The sequence below is a fragment of the Sphingomonas sp. GW821-FHT04B01 genome, assembly GCF_059420425.1.
Map to the genome: position 1 here is coordinate 94,139 of NZ_JBWKTR010000009.1, position 22,849 is coordinate 116,987.

At 61.6% G+C, this 22,849-nt stretch carries 15 protein-coding genes; 8 read left to right on the top strand and 7 right to left on the bottom strand.

Going from position 1 to position 22,849, the window contains the following annotated elements; genetic code table 11:
* Window positions 1–162: 162 nt before the first annotated feature.
* Window positions 163–1,938, bottom strand: coding sequence for a hypothetical protein (locus AC07UH_RS18125; protein WP_495181406.1), 1,776 nt, complete (start codon window positions 1,936–1,938; stop codon window positions 163–165).
* Between the two features lie 213 nt (window positions 1,939–2,151).
* On the opposite strand from AC07UH_RS18125, the gene AC07UH_RS18130 reads away from it, so the two are divergent.
* Genes AC07UH_RS18130 through AC07UH_RS18145 form a run of 4 tightly spaced genes read left to right on the top strand, consistent with a single transcriptional unit; the run spans window position 2,152 to window position 7,599 of the window.
* A complete protein-coding gene (locus AC07UH_RS18130; protein ID WP_495181407.1) occupies window positions 2,152–2,829 on the top strand; it encodes a polysaccharide biosynthesis/export family protein in 678 nt (225 codons plus the stop codon).
* Window positions 2,830–2,840: 11 nt separating this feature from the next.
* The gene (locus AC07UH_RS18135; RefSeq protein WP_495181408.1) at window positions 2,841–5,030 is read left to right on the top strand and encodes a GumC family protein; all 2,190 of its coding nucleotides are present in this window, start codon (window positions 2,841–2,843) and stop codon (window positions 5,028–5,030) included.
* Window positions 5,031–5,034: 4 nt separating this feature from the next.
* The gene (locus AC07UH_RS18140) at window positions 5,035–6,303 is read left to right on the top strand and encodes a hypothetical protein (protein WP_495181409.1); all 1,269 of its coding nucleotides are present in this window, start codon (window positions 5,035–5,037) and stop codon (window positions 6,301–6,303) included.
* A 6-nt stretch (window positions 6,304–6,309) separates the two neighbouring features.
* A complete protein-coding gene (locus AC07UH_RS18145; RefSeq protein WP_495181410.1) occupies window positions 6,310–7,599 on the top strand; it encodes a hypothetical protein in 1,290 nt (429 codons plus the stop codon).
* A gap of 73 nt (window positions 7,600–7,672) precedes the next feature.
* Here AC07UH_RS18145 and AC07UH_RS18150 read toward each other — a convergent pair whose 3' ends face one another.
* Window positions 7,673–8,422, bottom strand: coding sequence for a WecB/TagA/CpsF family glycosyltransferase (locus AC07UH_RS18150; RefSeq protein ID WP_495181411.1), 750 nt, complete (start codon window positions 8,420–8,422; stop codon window positions 7,673–7,675).
* A gap of 266 nt (window positions 8,423–8,688) precedes the next feature.
* On the opposite strand from AC07UH_RS18150, the gene AC07UH_RS18155 reads away from it, so the two are divergent.
* The 4 genes from AC07UH_RS18155 (at window position 8,689) to AC07UH_RS18170 (ending at window position 18,851) form a co-directional block, all read left to right on the top strand.
* Window positions 8,689–10,035 carry a nucleotide sugar dehydrogenase gene (locus AC07UH_RS18155; protein ID WP_495181412.1) on the top strand — a complete coding sequence of 449 codons (1,347 nt, stop codon included), beginning with the start codon at window positions 8,689–8,691 and terminating at the stop codon, window positions 10,033–10,035.
* Complete coding sequence (locus AC07UH_RS18160) at window positions 10,032–11,015, top strand: NAD-dependent epimerase/dehydratase family protein (protein WP_495181413.1); 984 nt, start codon at window positions 10,032–10,034, stop codon at window positions 11,013–11,015. Before AC07UH_RS18155 ends, AC07UH_RS18160 begins: the two co-directional genes overlap by 4 nt.
* A gap of 152 nt (window positions 11,016–11,167) precedes the next feature.
* Window positions 11,168–11,527 carry a hypothetical protein gene (locus AC07UH_RS18165; RefSeq protein ID WP_495181414.1) on the top strand — a complete coding sequence of 120 codons (360 nt, stop codon included), beginning with the start codon at window positions 11,168–11,170 and terminating at the stop codon, window positions 11,525–11,527.
* A 199-nt stretch (window positions 11,528–11,726) separates the two neighbouring features.
* A complete protein-coding gene (locus AC07UH_RS18170) occupies window positions 11,727–18,851 on the top strand; it encodes an autotransporter outer membrane beta-barrel domain-containing protein (protein ID WP_495181415.1) in 7,125 nt (2,374 codons plus the stop codon).
* Between the two features lie 160 nt (window positions 18,852–19,011).
* Here the strand turns inward: AC07UH_RS18170 and AC07UH_RS18175 are convergent, their stop codons facing one another.
* The 5 genes from AC07UH_RS18175 to parA form a co-directional block, all read right to left on the bottom strand.
* Entirely contained in the window at window positions 19,012–20,529 is a 1,518-nt protein-coding gene (locus AC07UH_RS18175) for a relaxase/mobilization nuclease domain-containing protein (protein ID WP_495189887.1), read from the bottom strand.
* Window positions 20,530–20,645: 116 nt separating this feature from the next.
* On the bottom strand, window positions 20,646–21,254 hold the full coding sequence (locus tag AC07UH_RS18180) for a hypothetical protein (protein ID WP_495181417.1): 609 nt from the start codon (window positions 21,252–21,254) through the stop codon (window positions 20,646–20,648).
* 307 nt (window positions 21,255–21,561) lie between these two features.
* Window positions 21,562–21,774, bottom strand: coding sequence for a hypothetical protein (locus AC07UH_RS18185; RefSeq protein ID WP_495181418.1), 213 nt, complete (start codon window positions 21,772–21,774; stop codon window positions 21,562–21,564).
* A gap of 31 nt (window positions 21,775–21,805) precedes the next feature.
* Window positions 21,806–22,090 (bottom strand): ribbon-helix-helix domain-containing protein, encoded by a 285-nt coding sequence (locus AC07UH_RS18190; protein ID WP_495181419.1) that lies wholly within the window; start codon window positions 22,088–22,090, stop codon window positions 21,806–21,808.
* Complete coding sequence (parA, locus tag AC07UH_RS18195; RefSeq protein WP_495181420.1) at window positions 22,087–22,749, bottom strand: ParA family partition ATPase; 663 nt, start codon at window positions 22,747–22,749, stop codon at window positions 22,087–22,089. Before parA ends, AC07UH_RS18190 begins: the two co-directional genes overlap by 4 nt.
* Window positions 22,750–22,849 lie beyond the last annotated feature (100 nt).

Genomic DNA, 22,849 nt, shown 5'->3' on the forward strand with positions numbered 1-22,849 from the left:
ACAAAGACCAGCAGGATCGCCAACCTCGGATGCGATCGAAGGTCGGCAAGCCATTGACTACCCCAAGGCAAGGATATCCCGCGGGGCCTGGAACGGCGGCGACTGTTTCGCCTCATGATCGCAGACAATATTCGGCCTTTCTGCCGTACGCAGCAACATTGCTCAGGCCGGCTGAGCCGGCCTTATTCCCGGACCGGACACCTTGACCCACAGGGACTGGCCCAATGCACCCTGCTGATGCAGCACCAACATGCCGTTTTCAACAGCTACCTCAAGCCGTCCGCGTGACGCACGAAGTCGTGACGGACTGCCTGCCAGAGCCATCCACCGCCCGGCCGTGACCGAAATGTCGATCGCCCCGCCTTCGGCTTGGAGACGGTAAGCATCCGTAGCGGCGCTTCCGACGGCGAGGCGCGTCATGCCATCCGCCGGAACGCCGACGAAGCGACTGTTGCGCGACAAAAGCACGGCATCGGCCGACCGCACGCCCTCTGGCAATAGAATTTTGAGCGCAGGATGTCCTGTCGTCTTACCGAATTTGTTGCCATCATAGATCAGCCCGATATCCGGATGCGCGCCGTCAGGAACGAGCATCGCCTTTACTAGGATTATTTCCTCCCCAAAATTGCCCTCACCGTCGTTGTCTACAATGGCGCATGCAGTCGTTGCCACGTTATACAGGTTGAATACTGTCTTACAGTTGCTAATTTCCACTGATTTTGTGGAACAACCTATCCGATTGTAAAATTTCGCATCAAAATTCCAGTTGTCTCCAACGATATACCCCTTGATGCTGCCCCCGGAAATCCTGATGTGGGAAACGTCGCCAGCCTTCATGTCCCCGCTGCCATAACGTTCACGATCGGCGGGTCGCGGCTGCTCGCCGAGCGCGAAGGCATCAGCTCGGCAGTCTAGTTTTTGAATACCGCTCTGCCCCCAGTAGAAAGCGCTCCGCGTAGTATGGCCTTGGACGACGATGGCTTCGAAACGGCTATCGCTGTCCCACGTAGCCGGCTCCCATTGCGGCATTACCGCCACGCCATCGTAATTGGCATGCTGCAGGCGGAGGGGACGGTTCTGAACCGTCACTGATTTCCACAAATTGCGCCGGCCGTCCCGCTGCAAAAGCCCCGGACTGACGCTATTGACCACCCTCCCCCCCAAGACCTTGCTGTCGAAGCAATGATATCCCAGTTCAATTCCCGTATCTGCAGAATTCAAACATTGTGCATTAACTATTTGAATGTTAGATACATGCTCACCATTTTCTACTCCACCTTCGCTCGCCGTGACATATATATTGTTCTGAGTTGTAGTTCCATCGCAATAGGCATCCACGATACGCACGTCCTGCGTGCCGCCATTGCAAATAATAATATTATTTTGATACGCGTTGGTCAGCCTTGCCTTGATAACCGTACATTGCTTGGCGCGATCGATGCGTAGGTTGCTGCCTTGCGAACCGACAATAGTGAGATCGCTGATTGCACAACCGGCACCGGTGACCTTGACCATATCGCTATGATGGCTCGGCAGCGTCGCCGGCGCTTCGCCGTTCAGCCGCAAGCCATCGAGACGGACACCGTCCGCTGATACCAACAAGCCAAGCCCATCATGTTTGGCAAGCCGCTGCAATATACCCCCGGTGCCAACGATATGCTGCCCGGTCGTACGAAGTTCCACCATGTCGCCTGCGAATGGGAAGACACCCGGTGGAATGACAAAATTTTGGCCACTTTCGATCGCCTCGCGCAGTGCGGCCGACAAATCGCCGCTATAACGGCCGGCACGCACTTCGGCCTGGATACGGGATGGGAGCGTATCGATGAGCGAAGGCAATCCACTCACATTCGCCTGCGCCCTCTGCTCACCGCACCCGACGAGCGGATTGGCGCTGACGCAGATCAGCCCGGCAAGGGTTCGACGGCGGGTCCACATGTCTTGTTTCCTACTATACGGCGTCCACAACGATCCCTTGCCAAGCTGATGTCATGCCGTCCATTGATGCCTTGCTTTACGGCGATGCCTCGGGGCATAAGGCCGCCGCGTGGCTTGAGCGACCGGAATGCAGTCCGGCTCCAACGGGCTAATTCAGAATCTGTCCTCAGGAAATTCAAATTCATGCGAGTTCTTGCGTTGATAGTGCCACTGATGATGGCCACTCTCGCAGGCTGTGCCGGCCCGAAGTTTGTAGGTCGTCCAGGGCTGGAGCTTGTGTCGACCGGCGAACTCCCGCCGCCCGCACGCCAGGACCTGCTACTTCAGCAACGCTCGTATCTCATCGGCCCGCTCGATAAGGTGACGATCGACGTTTACGGCGTGGCCGAATTGAGCCGCACGACGCAGATCGAAGCTGATGGGACGCTTGCGCTGCCGCTGATAGGGACCATGTCGGCTATGGGCCGCTCGTCCAATCAGCTGGCTCAGGAAATTGCGTCACGCCTTCGGGGGCGCTATGTCCGCGATCCGCAGGTCACGGTCAGTGTTGATACTGTAAACCAGACGATCACCGTTGATGGCGAAGTCACCAAGCCAGGACTCTATCCAGTTAACGGCAGACTGACTTTGATGCGTGCCATCGCGCAAGCACAAGGGGCGGGCGAATTTGCAAATTTGAGTTACGTCACCGTATTCCGGCAGGTGGACAATAAACAAATGGCCGCATTGTATGACGTGAGGGCTATCCGCCAAGGCATGTATGCCGATCCCGAGGTTTACGCGAATGACTTTGTTCTCGTCAGTGAAGACCGTGGCGCACGCACCTTCCGCACCTTCCTGCAAGGTTCCGGCTTACTGGTTGCCCCGCTGGTTGCCCTGATCCAGCGCTAAGGCGAGCATATATGTATATCACTGATCGGCCCGAAGGGGCCCTTACGCTGGCGCCTAGTGCGGGTACGGTTCATGCGACCGCCGCGACCTCTAAGGCCAATCTTTTGTTCCAACTACTGTCGCTTCTGAGGCGCCGGTATTTGACCATTTTGGCGGTGATCGGCATTATCGTCCTGATCAGCCTGACCTACACATTGCTCGCGACCAAGCAATACACAGCAGAATCGCTCATCGAGATCAAACGCGAGAATGAAAATCTCGTGTCCATCAGCTCGCAGGCGCAGCAGATGATGGTCGACCAGGAGTTTTACGAAACGCAATACGGCCTGTTGCGAGCACAATCGCTTGCTGAGCGGGTGGCCACCAGCCTCCGCCTCTTTGACAGTCGCGACTTTTTTGAAAAGATGGGTGGAGCCAGCCCCGAATGGCTGCAGGGTGATCGTTTTACCCCGGCATCACGTACGCTGCGTATCCGGTCAGCGGGCGCGATCCTGCTCAAGCATGTGTCAGTCAGCGGTGATCGCCAGTCGAGGCTGGTGCGCATCAGCTTCGTCAGCCCCGACCCGAAACTGTCGAAAAGCGTTGCCGACGCTTGGTCGCAAGGGTTCATCCGCGCGACACTGGAACGCCGCTATGGCGCGACGGCCTATGCACGCAACTTCCTGCAGAGCCGACTGACGCAACTGCGCCAGCGTATCAATGAGTCCGAGCGCGACTTGGTCCGCTACGCCGGTGAACAGGGTATCGTAAACCTCCCAGGATCGAACGGCGCGCGCGACGGGCAAATGACCAGCGAGCGTTCGCTTGCAGACACCAATCTGGAAACGCTCAATACAGAATTGGCAACAGCCACCGCAGCGCGGATCTCAGCACAGAGCCGTCTGGCCGTTCCTGCCAGTCAGGCAACCGAAGGGCTGAACAATCAGGCGATTTCGTCGCTGCGCCAAGAACGTGCCAGCAAAGCCGCGGACTATGCCAAACTGATGACGCAATTCGAACCGGATTATCCACCGGCGCGTCAAATCAAGGCGCAGATCGATCAACTTGATCGCTCGATTGGTGCCGAAGAATCCCGCGTCGGCGGCACTCTGCGACAAGCATATCAAGCTGCGGCGGAGCGGGAGAGCTTGCTAACGCAGCGGGTAAACGCCCTGAAGTCAGGCGTGCTCGATACGCGCCGGCGCAGTATCCAATATAATATCTATCTACGCGACGTGGACACCAACCGCCAATTGTACGATGCCTTGCTGCAGCGTTTCAAGGAAATCGGCGTCGCGGGCGGCGTCGGCGCCAACAACATTTCGATTGTCGACGATGCGGAATTACCGATCAAGCCGTCGTGGCCGAAAGGGTTCCTGATCCTGCTCGGCGCCATTATCGGTGGCGCCGCGCTGGGCTTCGGCATCGCGCTGCTCCAAGAACAGCTCGACAAGGCGATCTCCGATCCGCAGCAGATCCCCGACGAGCTCGGCGTGCCGCTCTTGGGGGCAATCCCGACCTACAACGGTGGCGATATCGCCGAGGCATTGCGCGATCCCAAATCGATGCTCACCGAAGCCTATAATTCGACGCGCATGACACTGTCGCTGGCGACCGACCATGGTTTCCCCCGGGTTATCGCGGTGACGAGCACTAGGGCGTCGGAGGGCAAGACGACGACGTCCTATGCGCTCGCTAATCTACTGGCCCGGTCGAACAATCGCGTTCTGCTGATCGATGCAGACATGCGGCGGCCGGCGCTGCACCGCATGTTCGGTGTAGAAAACGGGAAAGGCCTCAGCAATTATCTGGCTGGCGAGGATCACGCGCCGTTGCTGCGGGATTCGGCGGCGACTGGTCTGTCGTTCATGACCGCCGGCCCTAATCCGCCCAGCACGCCAGAATTGCTGGAAAATGGACGCCTGACCCATCTACTAGCCGAAACCCGTCACCATTTCGATTACATCGTGATCGATGCCCCGCCGCTGCTTGGCCTGGCAGACGCTGCCTTGATTGGCAGCCATGTCGAAGGGGTTGTCTTTGTAGTTCAGGCGCACAGCAGTCAGAAGGGCATGGCCCATGCCGCCATTAACCGACTGCGTTCTGCCAAGGTCAATCTGCTCGGCGCAGTGCTGACTAAATTTGATCATCGTCGTGCCGATTACGGCTATTCTTATAGTTACGGCTACGCCTATGGTGACACCGCCGGCAAGAAAGGATGACGCCATGTCGGCTGACCAGCCGTCCGCGTTTCGCCTCACTACTAAGTGGCGTGTGGCGTTTATCGTCGCAGCCACGGTGGTCGCATCGTGGTTCACCCTGACGATCACGGCCTCGACAGTGCTAACCAGTATCGATCCGGTGCTGGCCGCCCGGCTTGATAGCCGCAACAATCGCGCAATCGAGGCGCAGGCGTTGGCTTCCGTGACCAAGCTCGATCGCGTTTCGGCGCAACGGACGCAGGCATTATCAATACGCGCGCTACGGATCAGTCCGCTTAGCAGCGACGCGGCGATCACGCTGGCGTCAGCCCGCGAGGTGCTTGCTCCTGGCATCAACGTCATGCCTGCCGTTGCTTACAGCGAATTTCTTTCGAGACGCAATCCGCTCACGGAAATGTATTTAATTGAACATTGGGTAGCAGCGGGCGATATCCCTCGCGCGCTGCGCTCCTACGATCATCTATTTCGTGTTAATGATGCCTATCGGGTACAATTTCTCCCCGTATTGCTCGCTGCAAGCGCGCAGCCGGCGGTGGCAAAGGCGGTAGCCCGCTTGCTGGAAACCCGGCCACCATGGCAGAAGGAATATTACGGTGGCCTTCTCGCCAACTTTCCCGGCCCAGAAAACTTTGCGGTTCTAGTCCGTGCAATGCACTTCAATCTCGCCAACACGGAAGAAGCGCCGCTTATCAAGCTGGCGCTTGACCGGTTGGTAGCGGCACGCCGTCCAGACCTTGCGTTTACGCTGTATCGCGATGCGGTAGGCGATCGACGGACGCCCTCCCCCCTGCTACGCAACGGAAGCTTCGCGCGATCTGACGGGCTGCCTCCATTCGATTGGGACCTGACGCAGAGTGACGAATTGTCCGCCGAGATCGGTAGCAACCCCGCCGGTCAAACGGCGCTGCTGCTAGTCAATCGTGGCGGCCGGGCCGGGCCGCTGGCGCGACAGCTTCTCATGCTAAGGCCGGGATCCTACCGGATTACCGCAATGATCGGGAACGTGCGAGGTGCTGAACCCGATCGGCCGAGTTTCGTGCTGCAATGTCTTGGAGCCGACAATACAATGGCGTCCTTGCGCTGGCCAGAAATCACCGACGCCGGTCATGCCGTGACCTTCGGTTTTGCCGTTCCGTCGCAAGGTTGCCCCGCACAATGGCTTGTCGTTCAAGCCGGCAATCCCGTCGACGAGGTAACTGGTCAGCAATGGTTGACAGACCTGCGTCTAGTTCCACAGACCGGCATTCGGTCGCTTAAACCCTTGCGGCCATAATTACCCATGCGCTCTGACATCTTCTTAAAATTCGCACTGGCGTTCTTAATAATATTGAACCTAGCCGATAATGTTATTGCATCTTGGCTTCACAAGAATTTAGCAGATCCAGACCTAGCTCTGAAGATAATTTATATAAAGTATGCCGTCTTTGGAGTTTTTTTCCTTGGGTTTATTGTCGACATCGGATTTGGAGCTAAACTTCGTCGCTATGAATGGAGCGGACTGGTCTACCTTGGCTCCGTTCTAGTTATCAGCATCGCCATCATGACTACTCATTCAGATTATAGTAGCGCAAATCGCCTTTATATGTATTACTTTCCGCCTATTATATACTTTTCCGGGTGTTTTTTCGGTCGAAGATCAAACTTTACGGTAGCATACGTAATTAAAACTTCAACAATGTTCTACTTGTTTGCTGCTCTTATATTTGCAATTCTAAATATTATTATTGGTCCGGTTCAGCTGTGGCGAGACAACCTTGCCTATGCTTCGTTTATTCTTGACGCAAAGGGATTCAGCGACGCCATAATTGACGGCCTCCATGGTAACTTTTACTATTATATTTCCGGCAGACCCGTGCCTCGTTTTGTGGGATCGTACGGTGATCCGCTATCTATTTCTTATGCTGGTGTAGTATTATTAGCTGCAGCCTATTTTGCATGGCCGCGCCATCGTATCGTGTTTTGCTCTGCACTATTTATTATTATCATGGCGTCCCTGACACGCGCCGTTTTACTCACCTTGCCTATTGCTGCCTTCATATTCTGGTTCTTCGGTAAGCGAGGATTTGATGTCACACTGGCATTTTCTATGCTGCTAGTATTCATAGTAGCCGCAGTGGGTGAAAACGTCTTTTCGCTAACCGAAAATAGCTCGGCAGCGGCTCATGTTCTATCTGTCTCAGATATTTTTAATTTTCTCAATCCACAGTCATTTTTTGTAGGAGCCTTGGTCAGCGGAAAAATGCCTGAATTTGAGCCAGGACTCTTAAACATCTTGTTCACCTATGGCTTCCTGCCGTTCGCCCTCTTTCTTAGCTTCGTACGCGGCATATACCTTCGAAACGCGGCGGAAGGATCGCTGACACCGTACCTATCGGTAATCATGCTGATCGCGATCTTGACCTTGTCGGTGATCTCAAGCGTCTTCTTCGCTACGACATCGAGCTGGTTCGCATGGTTCCTCGCAGGCTTTGCCAGCAAACGTTCCTTCCTCGCTCTGCCGGAGAACGGCCAAGGAACGGAACGGGCGGTACCACATCCCCAAGTGCCGGGCGTCATAGCAACAGCCTGACCTGCTAGATCGCGCGACGGTGCCGTCCGATCGTCCGGGGGCCAAAACGCTATCGCTGTCGACCCCCGGTACTTTAGCGTTTGGTGGTCTTCAGGTCGTCACGGACGGCACGAAGGAACGTCCATGAATCGACGAAATAGCGTCTGAACAGGCGCTTTGGCTCTTGCGCAAAGCGCCACGCCCATTCGAAGCCCGTCTTCTGCACGAGAACCGGGGCACGGCTTTTGATGCCGGCGGTGAATTCCAGCGCGGCACCGACGCACAGAACATAGCAATCGCCCATTTGGCGACGGTTGGCATGAACCCATATTTCCGATCGGACCGAACTTACTCCGAAGAAAACGTGGGTAGGCGAAAACTCGCGAATCTGATCGGCCAGATGCAACGTCAGCGCAGCATCGCGATCGAAGCCGAACGGAGGTACAATGGTTCGATAGGCGTCGCCGGCGAACCCCTTTTCCACCATGAAACGGCGGTAGAAATCGGCAACGTCGTCGGTCGGGCAAATAAAAATGCAGCGATGACGCCCGGACTGTAGCAATGGCAGCAGGCGATCGAACAATGTCGATCCGGCAACGCGCTCGGCCAACGGCTCGCCGCGTAACCTGGCATAAGCATAGACAGGTACGCCATCCGCGATCGCTAGCCACGCATGGTCATAGGCCGCCTTCAACGCCGGGTCACGCACCATTTGGACTATATGCTCGAGGTTAGGCGTGATGAGGTTGCGTACGCCTTGGCCGGGTTCGACCTCCGCCGTCGCGAGCTGCTGCGCGAGTTGGGCCGTATCGCCATGCGCAAACCTGATTCCAAAAACTGCCATGGATTTCCCTTTGATCGGCCGCGTGACTATCGCGCATGATGCGCCGCATCAATCAGAGTGACGACCGACATGCCCGAAGCGCTTGCGACCGGGATGGGAACCGATTAGGGCGCTGGCTCGACGCAAGACGACTAAACATGCTTCGGTCGCTACCTGGGTACAACGGGCCATGCTCCTCGCTTATGCACCCGTCGATGTGCAGCTGCAGCGGTCATGCACCATCTGATCAGGTCATGTGACGGGGCCATTATGAGGCAAGGCCGTACGTGCTTCCAAAGAATTTTCCGGATACCAACGTTACCATCATTGGGCTTGGCTATGTTGGTTTAACTCTCGCGGTAGCGATGGCCGATGCTGGATATCGCGTGCATGGCGTCGAACGCAATCCGGAGGTGTTGGCGTGCCTGAACACTAAGCGCGCCCATTTTTCGGAAGTAGGACTCAATGCGCGATTGGCCTTGCAGATTGAAAAGGGACGGCTGACCTTCTCAGATAACTTGGCCGACGGCGAACGCTCGACGGCCTATATCGTCACGGTCGGCACACCTGTTGGCGAAGACAAGCGCACCAAGTTCGACGCAATCCGTGCCGTGATGGACGCGATTTGCAGCCAGTTGAAGGACGACGATCTAATTGTTCTGCGTTCCACCGTCCGGGTAGGAACAACGCGTGACGTCGTCGCGCCGATACTTGACGACACAGGCAAGCGCTACGATCTCGCATTTTGCCCCGAACGCACCCTCGAAGGGCGCGCCCTTCTGGAATTGCGGACCCTACCCCAGGTCGTCGGCGGCATGACCGATCAGGCGACCTTCCGCGCGGCGCAGCTTTTTTCGTTTCTCACGCCATCGATCGTACGCGTGTCGAGCGCGGAAGCCGCCGAAATGGTGAAATTGATCAACAACACGCAACGCGATTACATCTTTGCCTTCGCCAATGAAGTCGCCGAAATGTGCGACGCCGTTGGAATTTCCGCACAGGAAGTGATTGCCAGCGGCAATCTGGGCTATGCCCGGGCTAATTTGCCGTTGCCGGGGACGGTCGGCGGACCTTGCCTGGAAAAGGATCCATGGATCCTCGCCGAGGGGCTGGCCCAGCGCGGCTACACCCCGAAGCTCGCAATAGCCGGGCGTCAATTCAACGAAGCCATGCCGGCTCGCGTTGCCCAACAGGTCAAACGCGCGTTCGAAGATCTTGGTCAGTTGCCGGAGAAGATCGCCGTCCTGGGCGCGGCGTTCAAAGGACGCCCGGAGACCGACGATACGCGAGGATCCCTATTTCTGCCGCTGGTGTCGGCATTGCGCAGGTGCTTCCCGGACTCGCAGATCATAGGTTGGGATCCGATCGTTACGCCGGATGCCATAACCGACATGGGTGTTGCGGCGGCGACGTCGGTCGAGGATGCTTTCGCCGGCGCATCCTTGGTCGTGATGCAGAACAATCACGAAGCCTTTGCTAGGCTGCCGCTCGCCCCCCTTTCGCAAGTGATGCGCGCTCCAGGTATCATCCACGACCTGTGGAACCAGCAATCGACGCTCGCTTCCGAAGAGCTCGCCGAACATATTGCCTACCGAGCCTTCGGTGCTTTCAACGTCAAGGAAATGTCCGCATGACGCGCTATCTGGTCACCGGTGCAGCAGGATTTCTTGGTTTCCATCTGGTACGGGCGCTCGCCGGACGTGACGATGCCGAAATTATTGCCGTCGATTCATTTGTCCGTGGCGAACGTGACGCCCATTTCGAACAACTGGTCGCCCGTCCGAACGTCAGGTTTATCGAGGCTGATTTATCTGCAGCCGATCAGGTAGACCGACTCCCGGACGATGTGGACACTGTTTTTCACCTTGCCGCACTGAACGGCACGCAAAATTTCTATGAACGGCCGCTCGATGTCATTCGTTGTTGCACCCTGCCGACAATGTTGCTCGCAGAAAAATACGGTCAGTCCGGTGTACGGCGTTTTTTATACGCCGGTACCAGCGAATCCTACGCGTCGACGGTCACTCGCTTCGACTGGCCAGTTCCTACTGCGGAAGACGTTCCCTTATCGATCGACGATGTGACCAATCCGCGCTGGTCGTACGCGATTTCAAAAATGCACGGCGAGGTAGTGACTGCACAGGCCGGCCGTGTCCATGCCATGCCCTTTTCGATCATCCGCTATCATAATGCCTATGGCCCGCGGATGGGCGACAAGCATGTTGTGCCGGATTTCTACGCCCGTATGAGGGAAGGACGATACGAACTCTTCGGTTATGAAGACACCCGATCGTTCCTGTACGTCGATGATGCCGTGCGCGCGACGATCATGGTGGCGGAGGCGGAAGCCTGTGCCAATGAGATCGTAAATATCGGCGGTACCCGAGAGATCACGATGCTTGAACTGGGAAAGGCCATGATGGCCGGGCGCAATATCTCGGATGAAATTATCCTGCATGACTCGCCCGCAGGAAGCGTAAAGCGTCGAGCACCAAAGGTCGACAAGCTGATGGCGCTCACGGGATTCCAAGAACGGGTTTCGCTTGATCGTGGGTTATCGGCGACTGCGCAATTCTATCTAGATGACGAATTGATTGGTTCGCTCGACGCGTGACCGGATAGAGTATCGCAAACATGGCCCCGAAATTGGCAGCCTTGCCGAGCCTTTGGATATTCTGTGACGCACCCCGCTATCACCTGATAATGCAATCATTGCTTCCAGCAGCCTCGACCCAGGCTCATTGCGCAGCGTGTGAAAGAGATATGATGAAAACCGCACTACCCCTGATCATGGCGTTGATCCTGTCCGCATGCGCCAGCTCCGATGGCAGTGTCGAGAAGGTCACCCAACCGAAGAATGCGACGAGCCTCATGTTGACGGATGCGGATACCGCTGCGGTTGCCGAGTGCATGGCCCGTCTTTTGAAGACGACCGCGGTGCAGGAAACGGATGGCTATTCGATTACCCCATCCACAGAAGGCAAGACGACCTATCACGTAGTCGCCTTCACCGATCCGTTGAACCGGTATCGCACCCGCATCGATATGTTTGGGCAAAATATGAATGTGTCGGGCCCGCCAGCATCCATATGCCTACATCCCGAGCACACTACGCCGGTTGATTAATGTATCATCAGACATACTTAATCATTGAAGAATACGGCGTTGCAACCTGTTCATAACGCAGCTTATGACGAGGCTAACCGAGAAAGAATATATTTGACGCAGCAAGTATGAAGGTAAGGTTAAAGGATCAGCCTCATTATCTTCTAGACAAATTCTGTCTTGCATCGTAGCAAACCCCGTAAATACCGGGGGGTTCTACATGATCGGGAAGATGGCGTCGGCGCAGCGGGTGCGGGTGCGTGCTTTGCAGACCAGTGGAATGGCGCTGTCGATGGTGGTGGGAACGCCGGCCTTTGCGCAATGCGCACCCGATCCGACCCAAACCGACGCCACCACAACCTGCACCGGCACGGTCACCAGCGGTCTCAAGGTGGCCACCTACGGCACTACCGTCCTCGTTCCCGTCGGCGCGGTGGTGCAGGGCGGCATCGCGGTGGCGCTGCCGTCGACCACCTCCGGCTCGGCGGTTAACGTAAAGGTCGGCGGGCGGGTCGACGGCAATGCGCAACCGGGCATCAGCCTACTGTGGCAGGCCCCCGTAACCGGCTATGGCTATACGACCGCCAATCTCGCACTGACGGTCGCGCAGGACGGTACCGTCACTGGTCGCAACGCCGTCGTCGTCGGCCAGTCCGGATCGGGCTATGGCTATGCCTATGCGACGATAGACAACAGCGGCACGCTGACCGGGACGAGCAGCATCGCATTGCTGTCGACCGCGCCCGGCTATGCGGTCTTCTCCGCAATCACCAATCGCGCGACCGGCTTGATCGGCGCGATCAGCGCACCGGTGAGAACGCTCACCAATGCCGGCACGATCGATGGCGGCACGCGCAGCGCGGTCGACTGGGGCAATGGCGCCGTCTCCTATGCCACGGTCAGCAACAGCGGCACGATCACCGCTGCGAGCAGTGCCGCAACGCTCGCCAATCTGCGGACGAGCGACGCTTTGTCCAACACGGGCCTGATCGAGAATAGCGGCACAGGTGCGGCGATCAGCGGCGACACGCTGTCGATCGCCAATGCCGCGACCGGCCGCATCATCACCGCAGGCACGACGGCGATCAGCGCCACGACCTATCTGAACCTCACCAATGCCGGCACGATCACCGGCAACGTCGTCATTGCCGCAAACTCCAACTACGCGGGTAGCAGCACGATCGATTCGAGTGCCGGCACGATCAACGGTGCGGTGACCTTCGGGGCCGGCAACGATACGCTTGTCGCGGGCTGGAACGGGTCGCGGCTGGTCACCGGGATCACCGGCGCAATCGACGGAGGAACGGGTACCGATACGGTCCGCCTCCGCCTGACAAGCGATACGACGCTGTCGGCGGCCATTCCCCTGCCGACCAATTTCGAGCAGTTGGGCCTTGCCCCCGATGCCAAGACGACGGCCACGCTGGCGGACGGCTTTGCCGTTCCCGGCATCCTGGCGGTCAACGGCAGCGGTACGGTGATCAACCGCACCGGCCTGTCGGGGACGGCGCAGGCCGTGCTCGTCGGTTCGGATTTCTCGTCATCGGATTATTCGACCTTCGTCAACGCCGGATCTATCCGCACGACCGCGGGCGTCACCGGCATTGCAGCGGTTGCCATCGGATCCTACGTCACCCGGTTCGAGAACAGCGGCACGATCACCGCGACCGGCGACGGCGTGTCGTCGAGGACGCAGGGCAGCTTCGTCAACACCGCCAGCGGCACGATCATTGCGACGGGGACCGCAGTGTCGCTGTCCGGGCCGGACTTCACCAACGCCGGGACGATCCGCTCGACCGGCGGCACCGGCGTGATCCTGTCGGGCTCGTCGGGATCGAACTGGACCAACAGCGGCCGGATCGAGGGCGCGACCGCCGGTGCGCGGATATCGTCGACCTTGGTCAACACCGGCACGATCAGTTCGACAGGCACCGGCGTGCTGGTCGATTATTATGGCGTGCTCGACAATCGTGCCGGCGGGACGATCGACGGCGGGGTCGCGAGCGCCTCGACGTCGCTGTTCAACGCCACGATCGCCAATGCCGGTACGATCAACGGCAACGTCCGGCTGACCGGCTCGTCGTCCAACGGCAGCTACAATGCCAACCGCTTCTTCGCGCTGGCGGGCGGCGTGGTGAACGGCGATCTGACACTCGGCGGCAGCGATATGCTGGTCGCGGAACTCGCCGGCAGCAGCGGCGGCCGGATCACCGGCATCACCGGCACGGTGACCGGGGCGAATTCGCTATTGCGCTATCGCGTCCGTGCCGACACCACGACGACGCTGGCAATGCCGTCCGGCTTCGCCGGTATCGGCTACGACCTGTACGATGGCGTGACGCTGACCCTGACGGGTGCCGCCACCCAGTCACCCGCCGCTCTCTACACCGCGCCGCTGAGCCTTGGCGGACGTGGCACCGTCGATCTCGACGCCGTCATCACCACGAGCAGCCAGCCGGCGATCCAGGTAACGTCCCTCGCCATCGCACCGGGCGAGACCACGCCGACCACCCAGGGCCTGACCATCACCAGCCGTGGCGCGCTGACGCTCGATCACCCCGACACCGGCTCCTATCCGTATGCTGCGGTAGCGCTGGGCAGCAATGACAGTTTCACCAACGCGGGCACGATCACCGTTCGCGATCGGTCAAGCACGATCTACAGCCGCATTGCGGCGATCGGGGGCGGCAAGAGCATCACCAACAGCGGCACGATCACGCTCGATGCTGCAACCGGCGTGTCGGGTGCGGACAGCGTCACCAACACCGGATCGATCCTCCAGGCCGCCAGCGGCGCGCCCGCGACGGGCGTGACCAATGCCACGACCCTGACCAACAGCGGCACGATCGACGTCGCCGGCAATGCGGTGCAGATCGGGTATTATAGCACCAAGATCATCAATTCCGGCCGCCTTGCGAGCTCGGCGACCGCCGCGATCGGCCTGTCCGACTATAGCTCCTACGGCACCACCGTCACCAACCTCGCCGGCGGGACCATCGTCGGCGGTGCGGGCCAGGCGATCCAGTTGGCGGGCGGCACGATCGACAATGCCGGCACGATCACTGGCTCGGTTGATCTCGGCTATGCGTCTGGCGGCGGGCGGGCCTATGCGTCCGCCGTCTATATCGCGCGCGGCGGCACGATCGCCGGCGACCTGCGCTTCGGTCGCAGCGACGATCTGTTCGTCGCCATGGAGGACATTGCCGGGGTCAGCGGCACGATCGATGGCGGCGATGGCAACGACATCTATATCCACGCTCGCTCGACCAGTGGCAGCGTGGCGATCGGCGCACTGACCGCGATCAACTTCGAGCATGAAGGCGTGCGCGCGCTCGGTGCCGACACCGTCGTGACGATCGGTGCCGCGGCGCCGTTCGCCGACTATCTGCGGATCTCGGGCGACGGCGCGATCGTCAACGGCGCGACGCTGACCGGTGCGGTCCTCACCGGTACGGATTATTATACCCAGGATCCCAGCTACAGCGATGCGACGCTCGCCGCCTTCACCAACGCCGGCACGATCGGCGGCGGGTTCTCCGGCACCGTCGGCCGCTTCATCAACACCGGCACGCTGGGTTCGGAGACGCTGACGGGACCAGCGCTGTCGCTTTATGCGACGCCGTCCTTCGTCAACAGCGGTACGATCACCAACGGTCCGGCGCGGAGCACGGTGTCCCTGTCCGGCTATCAAGCGACGACGATCGCCAACAGCGGCACGATCACGGGCGGCGGCCTTTATGCCTCGCTCCAGGCTTACCAGCCTTATGATCCCTATGCTCCGGTCGATACCGGATCGCCGCCCGCACCGCTGACGCTGGCGATCACCAACAGCGGCACGATCACCGGATATGATTACGGGGTTACCCTGTCGGCTTATACCTCTGCCAAGGATGGCGCCGCGACCGTCATGCTAGATAACAGCGGCACGATCGAGGCAAGCGCCTTGGGCGGCCACGCCGTGACGCTGAACGCTTTCGGCGATCTACCCAACCAACAGGCCGTCACGCTCACCAACAGCGGGACGATCCGTGCCAATGCGGGCGGTGTGGCAGCCGCAGCCGACATGATATTCGGTGGCAGCATTCCGGCCGTCGCGGTCCGCTACGCGACCGGCATCACCGACACGGCGAGGATCACCAACGCCAGCGGAGGCGTGATCGAGGCGACCGGTACGCTATCCACCGCGATCCTTGGTCGTGGTGGGCTCGACCTCGATAATGCCGGCACGATCCGCGGCGGGGCGGGCACGACCCTCGCCTCCTCCGACTCGCTCTCTATCTATCTCGGCACGCCCTATCTCGCCGGCGCGATCCAGACGCTCGGCAATGCCGACAACCGCATCGTCAACACCGGCACGATCACCGGCTCGATTGCGCTGGGCGGCGGCAACGACCGGATCGAGAATCGTGGCCGCATCGAGGGCGACGTCTTCCTCGGCGCCGGCAACGACACGTTCCTCCAACTCGCAAGCGCGACGCTGATCGGCACCGTCGATGGCGGCGCAGGCATCGACGGCCTGATCGTTGACGCGACCGGGGGCGGGACGGTCAACGCCGACCAGTTCGTCAATTTCGAGAGCCTCAGCCAGATCGGCCAAGGCAACGTCAGCTATCTCGGCAGCTTCAAGTTCGACACGATCGGCGTCAGCGGCGGCACGGTCACCGTCGAAGCAGGCCAGACGCTCGCCACCAGCGGCCCGATCGCGCTGACCGGCACAGATGCCGGCGAGACGGTGGTCAACAACGGCACGATCCTCGGTTCGGTCGCACTCGGCGGGGGCAATGACGCATTCGTCGAAGGCGCGGGCAGCCGCGTCACCGGCATCGTCGACGGCGGCAGCGGTGACGATCTCTATACCGTCGCGCTCGCCGGCGACCGCAGCGGCATCGGCGCGCGCACCGGCTTTGAACGGCTCGGCGTCACCGGTACGGGCACGTTGCGCCTGACGCTCGACCAGGATTTCACCAGCCTGGCGCTGATCGGCACCGGCATCGATCTCACGCTCGCCGGCCACGGTATCGGCAGCGCGAGCGGATCCGATGCCGCCGAGACGCTGCGCGTCGACGGCGACATCGCGACGGTGACGCTCGGTGGCGGCGACGACACGCTCGCGCTTGGCACCACCCGCGCGAGCGGCCGCTACGATGGCGGCGCCGGCAATGATACGCTGGCCTTCACCAATGCCGCGCCGGTGACGCTCGCCGGCATCGCGACCGGGTTCGAACAGGTGTCGCTGACCGGCGGGGCGCTGACCGTGACCGGCACGCTCGGCACGGCGGGTGCCCCCCTCGCCTTCGGTACCAGCGACCAGCAGCTCACCGTCGGCAACGGCGGCACGCTCGCCGGCGTCATCGACCTGGGGGCGGGCAACGACAGCTTCCGCCTTGCCGCGGGCGGCACACTCCTCGGCACCGTAGCCGGTGGCGCGGGCAGCGACAGCGCCACGATCGAGCTCGCCGGCGACCGGACGCTGACCAATGCGCTCACCGGTTTCGAGACGCTGACCACGGAAGGCTCCGGCACGCTGGCGCTCGCCGGCACCTATGCCTTCGACCGGGTGAGCGGCAGCGGCAACCTCGCCGTTTTGGCGGGCAGCACGCTGACCGCCGGCCAGATCCAGTTCGGCGGAGGAGACAATCGCCTGACCATCGCCGGCCGTTTCGCCGGTTCGGTGGATGGCGGCGCCGGTCGCGACACGATCGCCGTCTCGGGCGGCAGCGAGGCGGCACCGGTGGCGTTCGGCTCGGTCGCCAACGTCGAAGCGCTGACGATGAGCGGCGGCTTCGCCACCGTGTCGGGCACCGCCGCTTTCGGTGCTGTCGACATGTCGGGCGGTCGACTTGTCGGCCTGTCGGGATCGACGCTGTCGGCGACGCAGTTCCTGGTCCGTCAGGGCGCGACCTTCGGTTCGGCAGGGACGGTCAACGGCAACGTCACCGTCGCCGGCATCCTCAGCCCCGGCGCCTCGCCGGGGACGATGACGGTCAACGGCAATGTCGCGATCCAGAGCGGATCGCTGTCGCTGTTCGAGATCACGCCAACCGTGTCGGACAAGCTCGTCGTCAACGGCCAGGTCGCCATCGCACCCGGCGCGACGCTGCAGCTCGCCCCGAGCGGCACGCTGCGCCCCGGCACCTCCTACGATCTGATCACCGCGAGCGGCGGGATCACCGGCAGCTATACGACGATCCTCAAGCCGGATTCACTGTTCGGCTTCATCGTTCAGCGCGGGGACCGCATCCAGTTGCTCGGCCAGTTCCTGGACAATGCCGCCTTCGCACCGCAGGTCAGCCGCAGCATCGCTTATGCCAACAGCGCCCTGGTGGCACAGGGGCCGGGCAGCACACTGATTGCGGCACTGCCGTCGCTGCTGACCGCCAACGGCACGTCCAATCCGACGGCCTTTGCGCGGATCACGCCGGAGGCCTATGCTTCGGCGAGCCAGATCGGCGTCGATAATGCGCTGGCGCTGTCGGCCACTGCGCGCGGCCCCGGTTTCGCGACGGGCGGCGACGAGGTGCATCCCTATACCTTCGCGCAGATGCTGGGCGGCTGGCACCGGCTGGGGGCCGATGCCAAGGCGGGCACGGCATCGGCTCGCAGCCAGAGCTACGGCTTCCTCGGCGGCATCGGCATCGGCGATGCGACGTGGAGCGTCGGTGGATTCGCCGGCTATCTCAATGATCGCCAGCAGATCGACGCCTTGGCGGCGCGGACCAAGCTCGACGGCTTCGTCGCGGGCATCCATGGCCGCTATCTGACGCCGGGCGGGTTTGGGGCGACCGCTTCCATCCTGTATGACGGTGGAGAAGCGCATACCGCGCGCGTACTGCCCGGCGCGACGTCGGCCAATGCGCGCTACGATCTGCATAGCTGGGTCAGCGATCTGTCGGTGAGTTACGATCTCGGCCTATCGACCGAATGGACGCTGCGGCCGCGCGCCGGGCTCACTTTGGTCCGGACCACGCGTGAGGGGGTCGGCGAGGCCGGCGGCAGTGCCTTCGCGCTGACCGTCGCGCGCGATCGCCACGTCGCCGGCTTCGCCGATGCCGGCCTGTCCTTCGCACGCAGCGACAGCTCGGCAGCACAGTTACGGCCGTTCGTGTCGCTCGGTCTGCGCTACCAGATCAAGGGCAGTCGTACCGACGCGGTCGCCGGCTATGCCGATGGCGGGCTCGGCCTGACCGCACTGGGCGCGGCGCGGGCCGATCTGGTCGGCACCGCCGCAGCGGGCCTCGCCTATCGTCTGACGACGGGGCTCGATCTGTTCAGCTCGGTCGCCTCGCAGACCGGCCGCGACGATCACCAGGAAAGCGTGACCACCGGCGTCAGACTGCGCTTCTGACGCCCCGCCCATACGGCGAACGGTATCGCCAGACCATGAGGGGCAACGCTCAGCGTTGCCCATTTTTGTTCGGAAGGGGAAATCTCTTAGAGGTCCGCTACTCCCCAATGTGCCACTATGGCCGTGATCCACCTGCGAACGCGATAGTCGATATCGGTCGTCATCGGCGTGGCCCACTCCTATCCCGCGACCGATCACGCTCTCTATTCTCGTGGTCGAGCGAGAGCGTCTTTCGCATGATCTCCCCGGCCCGGTCGGGCGGAGCTGCCGGCAATGGTCGGTTCGCCTGCGCCAGGAGCGACCCGATCCGCTCTGACACCGGCGAGGTGGAGCGATCGCCGATCGGGCCATGCCCCGGACGATCGGGCCGCTCCACCGCTGCTCGCCGTGCGTTGATCCGGGCATTTGCAGCATCACTCCGGGCAAGCGCCGCAGCGATCGGATCAGAAGTATCAGCGCCGTTATCCAGTCCGGAACGATCGCGAGACGCGATACCACCTCTCCTGGCATCGATCCGGGCGTTTGCAGCCTGCGTTCGGGCGAGCGCCGCAGCGATCGGGTTGGTGCGGTTGCGTTCCGCAACATCCGCCCTCCTGGCGCTGATCCGGGCATTCGTCGCCTGTGTCCGAGCCAGCGCCGCAGCAATCGGGTCCCGTGTATCAACGCCCCGGCCGAGGGCTGGCGCAGACGCATTCGCATCACGATTGATCTGCATTGCCCGGACCGAATTCGGAACCGGTTTCGGCATCGCGACGACGAATTTGCTGAGGGTTTGCGCGGTGACCTGATCGACAAGCGAGCGCGACGCCGACAGCTCGTCGATCGATCGCTGGAACGTATCGCGGACGATCGCCTGACGCTTCGCCAGCACGGCCTCGACAGGGTCGCCGCGGTCCGTCTCGCGCAGCCTGCGCACGCGATCCGCACGGCTTTTGTCGATCTGCGGGACCGCGCCCTGCTCGCGGATCTTCCGCGCCGCGATCGGTTCATGCTTCGGATCGATGCCACGCGCGCGCGCCGGCGTCGCGTTCGCCTCGATGCCACGCTCGCGCAGTTTCTGCGCAAAGCGCTGGCGGTATCGGAACAGGTCATCGCGATCGGGATGGAAGCGGCGGCCGTCATGATCGCGCCGGGCGACGGTCAGATGCACGTGCGGATGATCGCGATCGACGTGCAGCGCCGCGACCCAGGAGCGGTTGGCGAACTCCTCGCGTGCGAACGCCAGCGCCGCCTCTTTCAGCCGCTCGGGATCGGTGTTCGCCGGCATCGAAAGGATCATCGACAGCGATGTGGCGCCCTGCCGGCGTGCCTCGTCGCCGGTCTCCCATTGCTGCCAGTCGCGCGCCAGCTCCTGCATGTCGCGTCCCTCGCGCAGCACCTCGCCCTCGCTCGTATGAAGGTCGACCTGCTTCTCCGGATCATGCCCGAGCCGGCTGATATAGGTCATGTTGGCCAGCACGTGACCGCTGCCATGCTGACGCCCAGTCACGCGCACCATGACCTCGGGAACGCCGCGCGCGGTGCGCTCCATCGTCATGATCGCCCGGTTGCTGATCGCAGTATGCGACCCACCGCCGAACGCCTTCCTGACCTGCGGGCTTGGTCGATACGCCCCGCCCGTCGCGGCCGGTTTCGCTGCCGGTCGGGCGAGCATCGAGGCGATAGCGACGGCCAGCATCGTGCCGTCATCCTTGCGACGCGCACCCTTCCCGCCCCCCGGACGCGACGCACGTTTCCCGGGCGGCGCGAACACGCCCGCTATCGAGTCCAGCGTCCCCGCCGAGAGGTGGAAACTCATTCCGCCTCCCTCTCCGGCGCACCGGTCCAGTAGGCGACCTCGCCGCTGACATAGCTGCTCAACGTCCGGCGCACGTCGAACAGCAGCGCCTTCAAATCGGCGCACGTGTCGATGAATGGCGTCGCGATGCGCGCGATTTCCAACGTGCTGCCGGGCAGGTTCGCCGCGTTCATCGCGTGGACCGCCTGGTTGATGTTGCGCCCGATCGCGAGGACCTGTTTGCGCAGCTTGCCGATCTCGGATTGCGTGGCGGGGGCGAGCCGCAACACCCCTGCCCTGTCCCAGAGCTGCCAGCGAATGGCGCGCTTGAGCCATTCGTTTCGGCTTAGCCCGAGCGGCGCACCGGCCGCATCGATCGCCTCGATCTCGCGGCGGTGCAGGCGCAGCGTGACCCGGACGGCATCGTCCGGGTGACCGCGCCTTGCAACCGGCACCAGCGGAAGATCCTCGCCACCTTCGGCAAGAACGAGACGCGTCAGCGTGTGGGACATCCACGCCGAACGGCTCTGGCCGTTGGCGGTAGCGAGGCGGTCGATCTCGGCCGCAACGTCATCAGATACCCGAGCAGTCACGATCAATGATCCAGCCCCGTGCAGCGGCGCCATCGTACCGGTGTATACAACGGTGCCAGATGGCATATCCTGCCATAGCTCCGATCCTATAATTTATACATTGACCCTTTATCTTTTACAAGCTCGACGAGTCCGATCAACGTGGAGCGAGGGGTTTGCCTGCAGTGTGACAGACAGGGCATTTTTAAGCGCGTATCCCAGTCGATCTGGCGCGCGGGAAGCCCCTTGAGATCTACACTGCTCTAGAATGATCTGGGCTTGCGCTTCGGGTCGTTGGGCATGGATTTCGATCCGAGCTAAGCATCATCGCTCGCGCCATGTCGGACCGGTCATTGGCGCATTACAAAGAGGCTGAGTCTGCAAAGCCGGCGATCTGGCGGCGCTCAAACGCTGTTGCGAAGCCTTCAATGCTCAGCTTCCCGTTAGCGAAGGCTGATGCCACGTCGATCGCTATGGCTACGTAAGCGCCGACGCGATGTATCAGACCATCTTCCGCTGGGATGGACCATTCTGAAGATGACCAAGCATCGACAGCGTGCACGGAGATCAGCATCCTCGCGTGCTGGTCAGCCTCCGGCGCCGCCTCAATCCCCGATCGGGCTCTCACCGTGCTTGCGCAGCACGTCGTTGAACGCCTCGGCCATCAGCGCCTGCAGGCTGCGGCCCTGCCGCCGCGCCAGGGTATGCATCGCGAACGACATCTCGGGGCTGAAGAAGCCGGCGATCTGCTTGCGGCCCTGGCGGCTTGCCGGCCCCTGCCCTGCCGCGCCGACGGGCGGCGGGGGAGCGGCGACCGGTGCCGGCGCCGCGACGGTGGCAGGCGGCGCGCTGACGGTGCGCAGATTCGCGAAACTCGGCTTGCGGCTCATGCAGGTACCTTCTTGCGGGTCTTGATCTTAGCAACCGGCATGCCGACCTGTCGACATGTCCACGCGTAGAGCTGTCGAATATCCTCGGCAGCCTTGCCGTCAGGCTCATATTCCATGACGGTGCGCCCCTCCCCGCTCGCGTGGCGATAGGCGGCGCGGTCGGGGATCTGCACCGGGCAAGGCGGCGTGCCGAAGCCTTCGACCAGTTCGCCCGCCTCCTGGTAGACGCGCGGCGCATTGGGGGCGCCGGCGGTGAAGACGACATAGGCGGGCTTGCGCAGCAGCTGCACCAGCTTGGCGGTGGTCTGGATCGCCGACAGGTCGAAGGCGCTCGGCCGGCATGGGATCAGCACGAGATCGGCGACCTCGACCGCGGCGCGGGCGGCGCTGTCGGCATGGGGCGGCGTATCGATGACGATCAGCTCGGCCCCCTGCCCGCGCGCTGCCTCGACCTTGGCGGCGAGCCGTGGCGGCGGGCTGTCGATCACCTCGGGCGGCGCCTCCCCACGCCAGGCCGCCCATTGGCTGGCGGTCGCCTGCGGGTCGGTATCGATGATGAGCGCGACGCGGCCGGCATCCTGCGCGGCCGCGGCGAGGTGGAGCGCGAGCGTCGTCTTGCCCGCGCCGCCCTTCTGACTGATGATCGCGATGGTCGCCATGTCGTCCTCCCTACATGTCTACATGCCGACGTGGCAAGTCCTCGACGTATAGACATATAGACGCGTCGAGCCCCCTGCCCGACCGGACGATCAGCGGAAT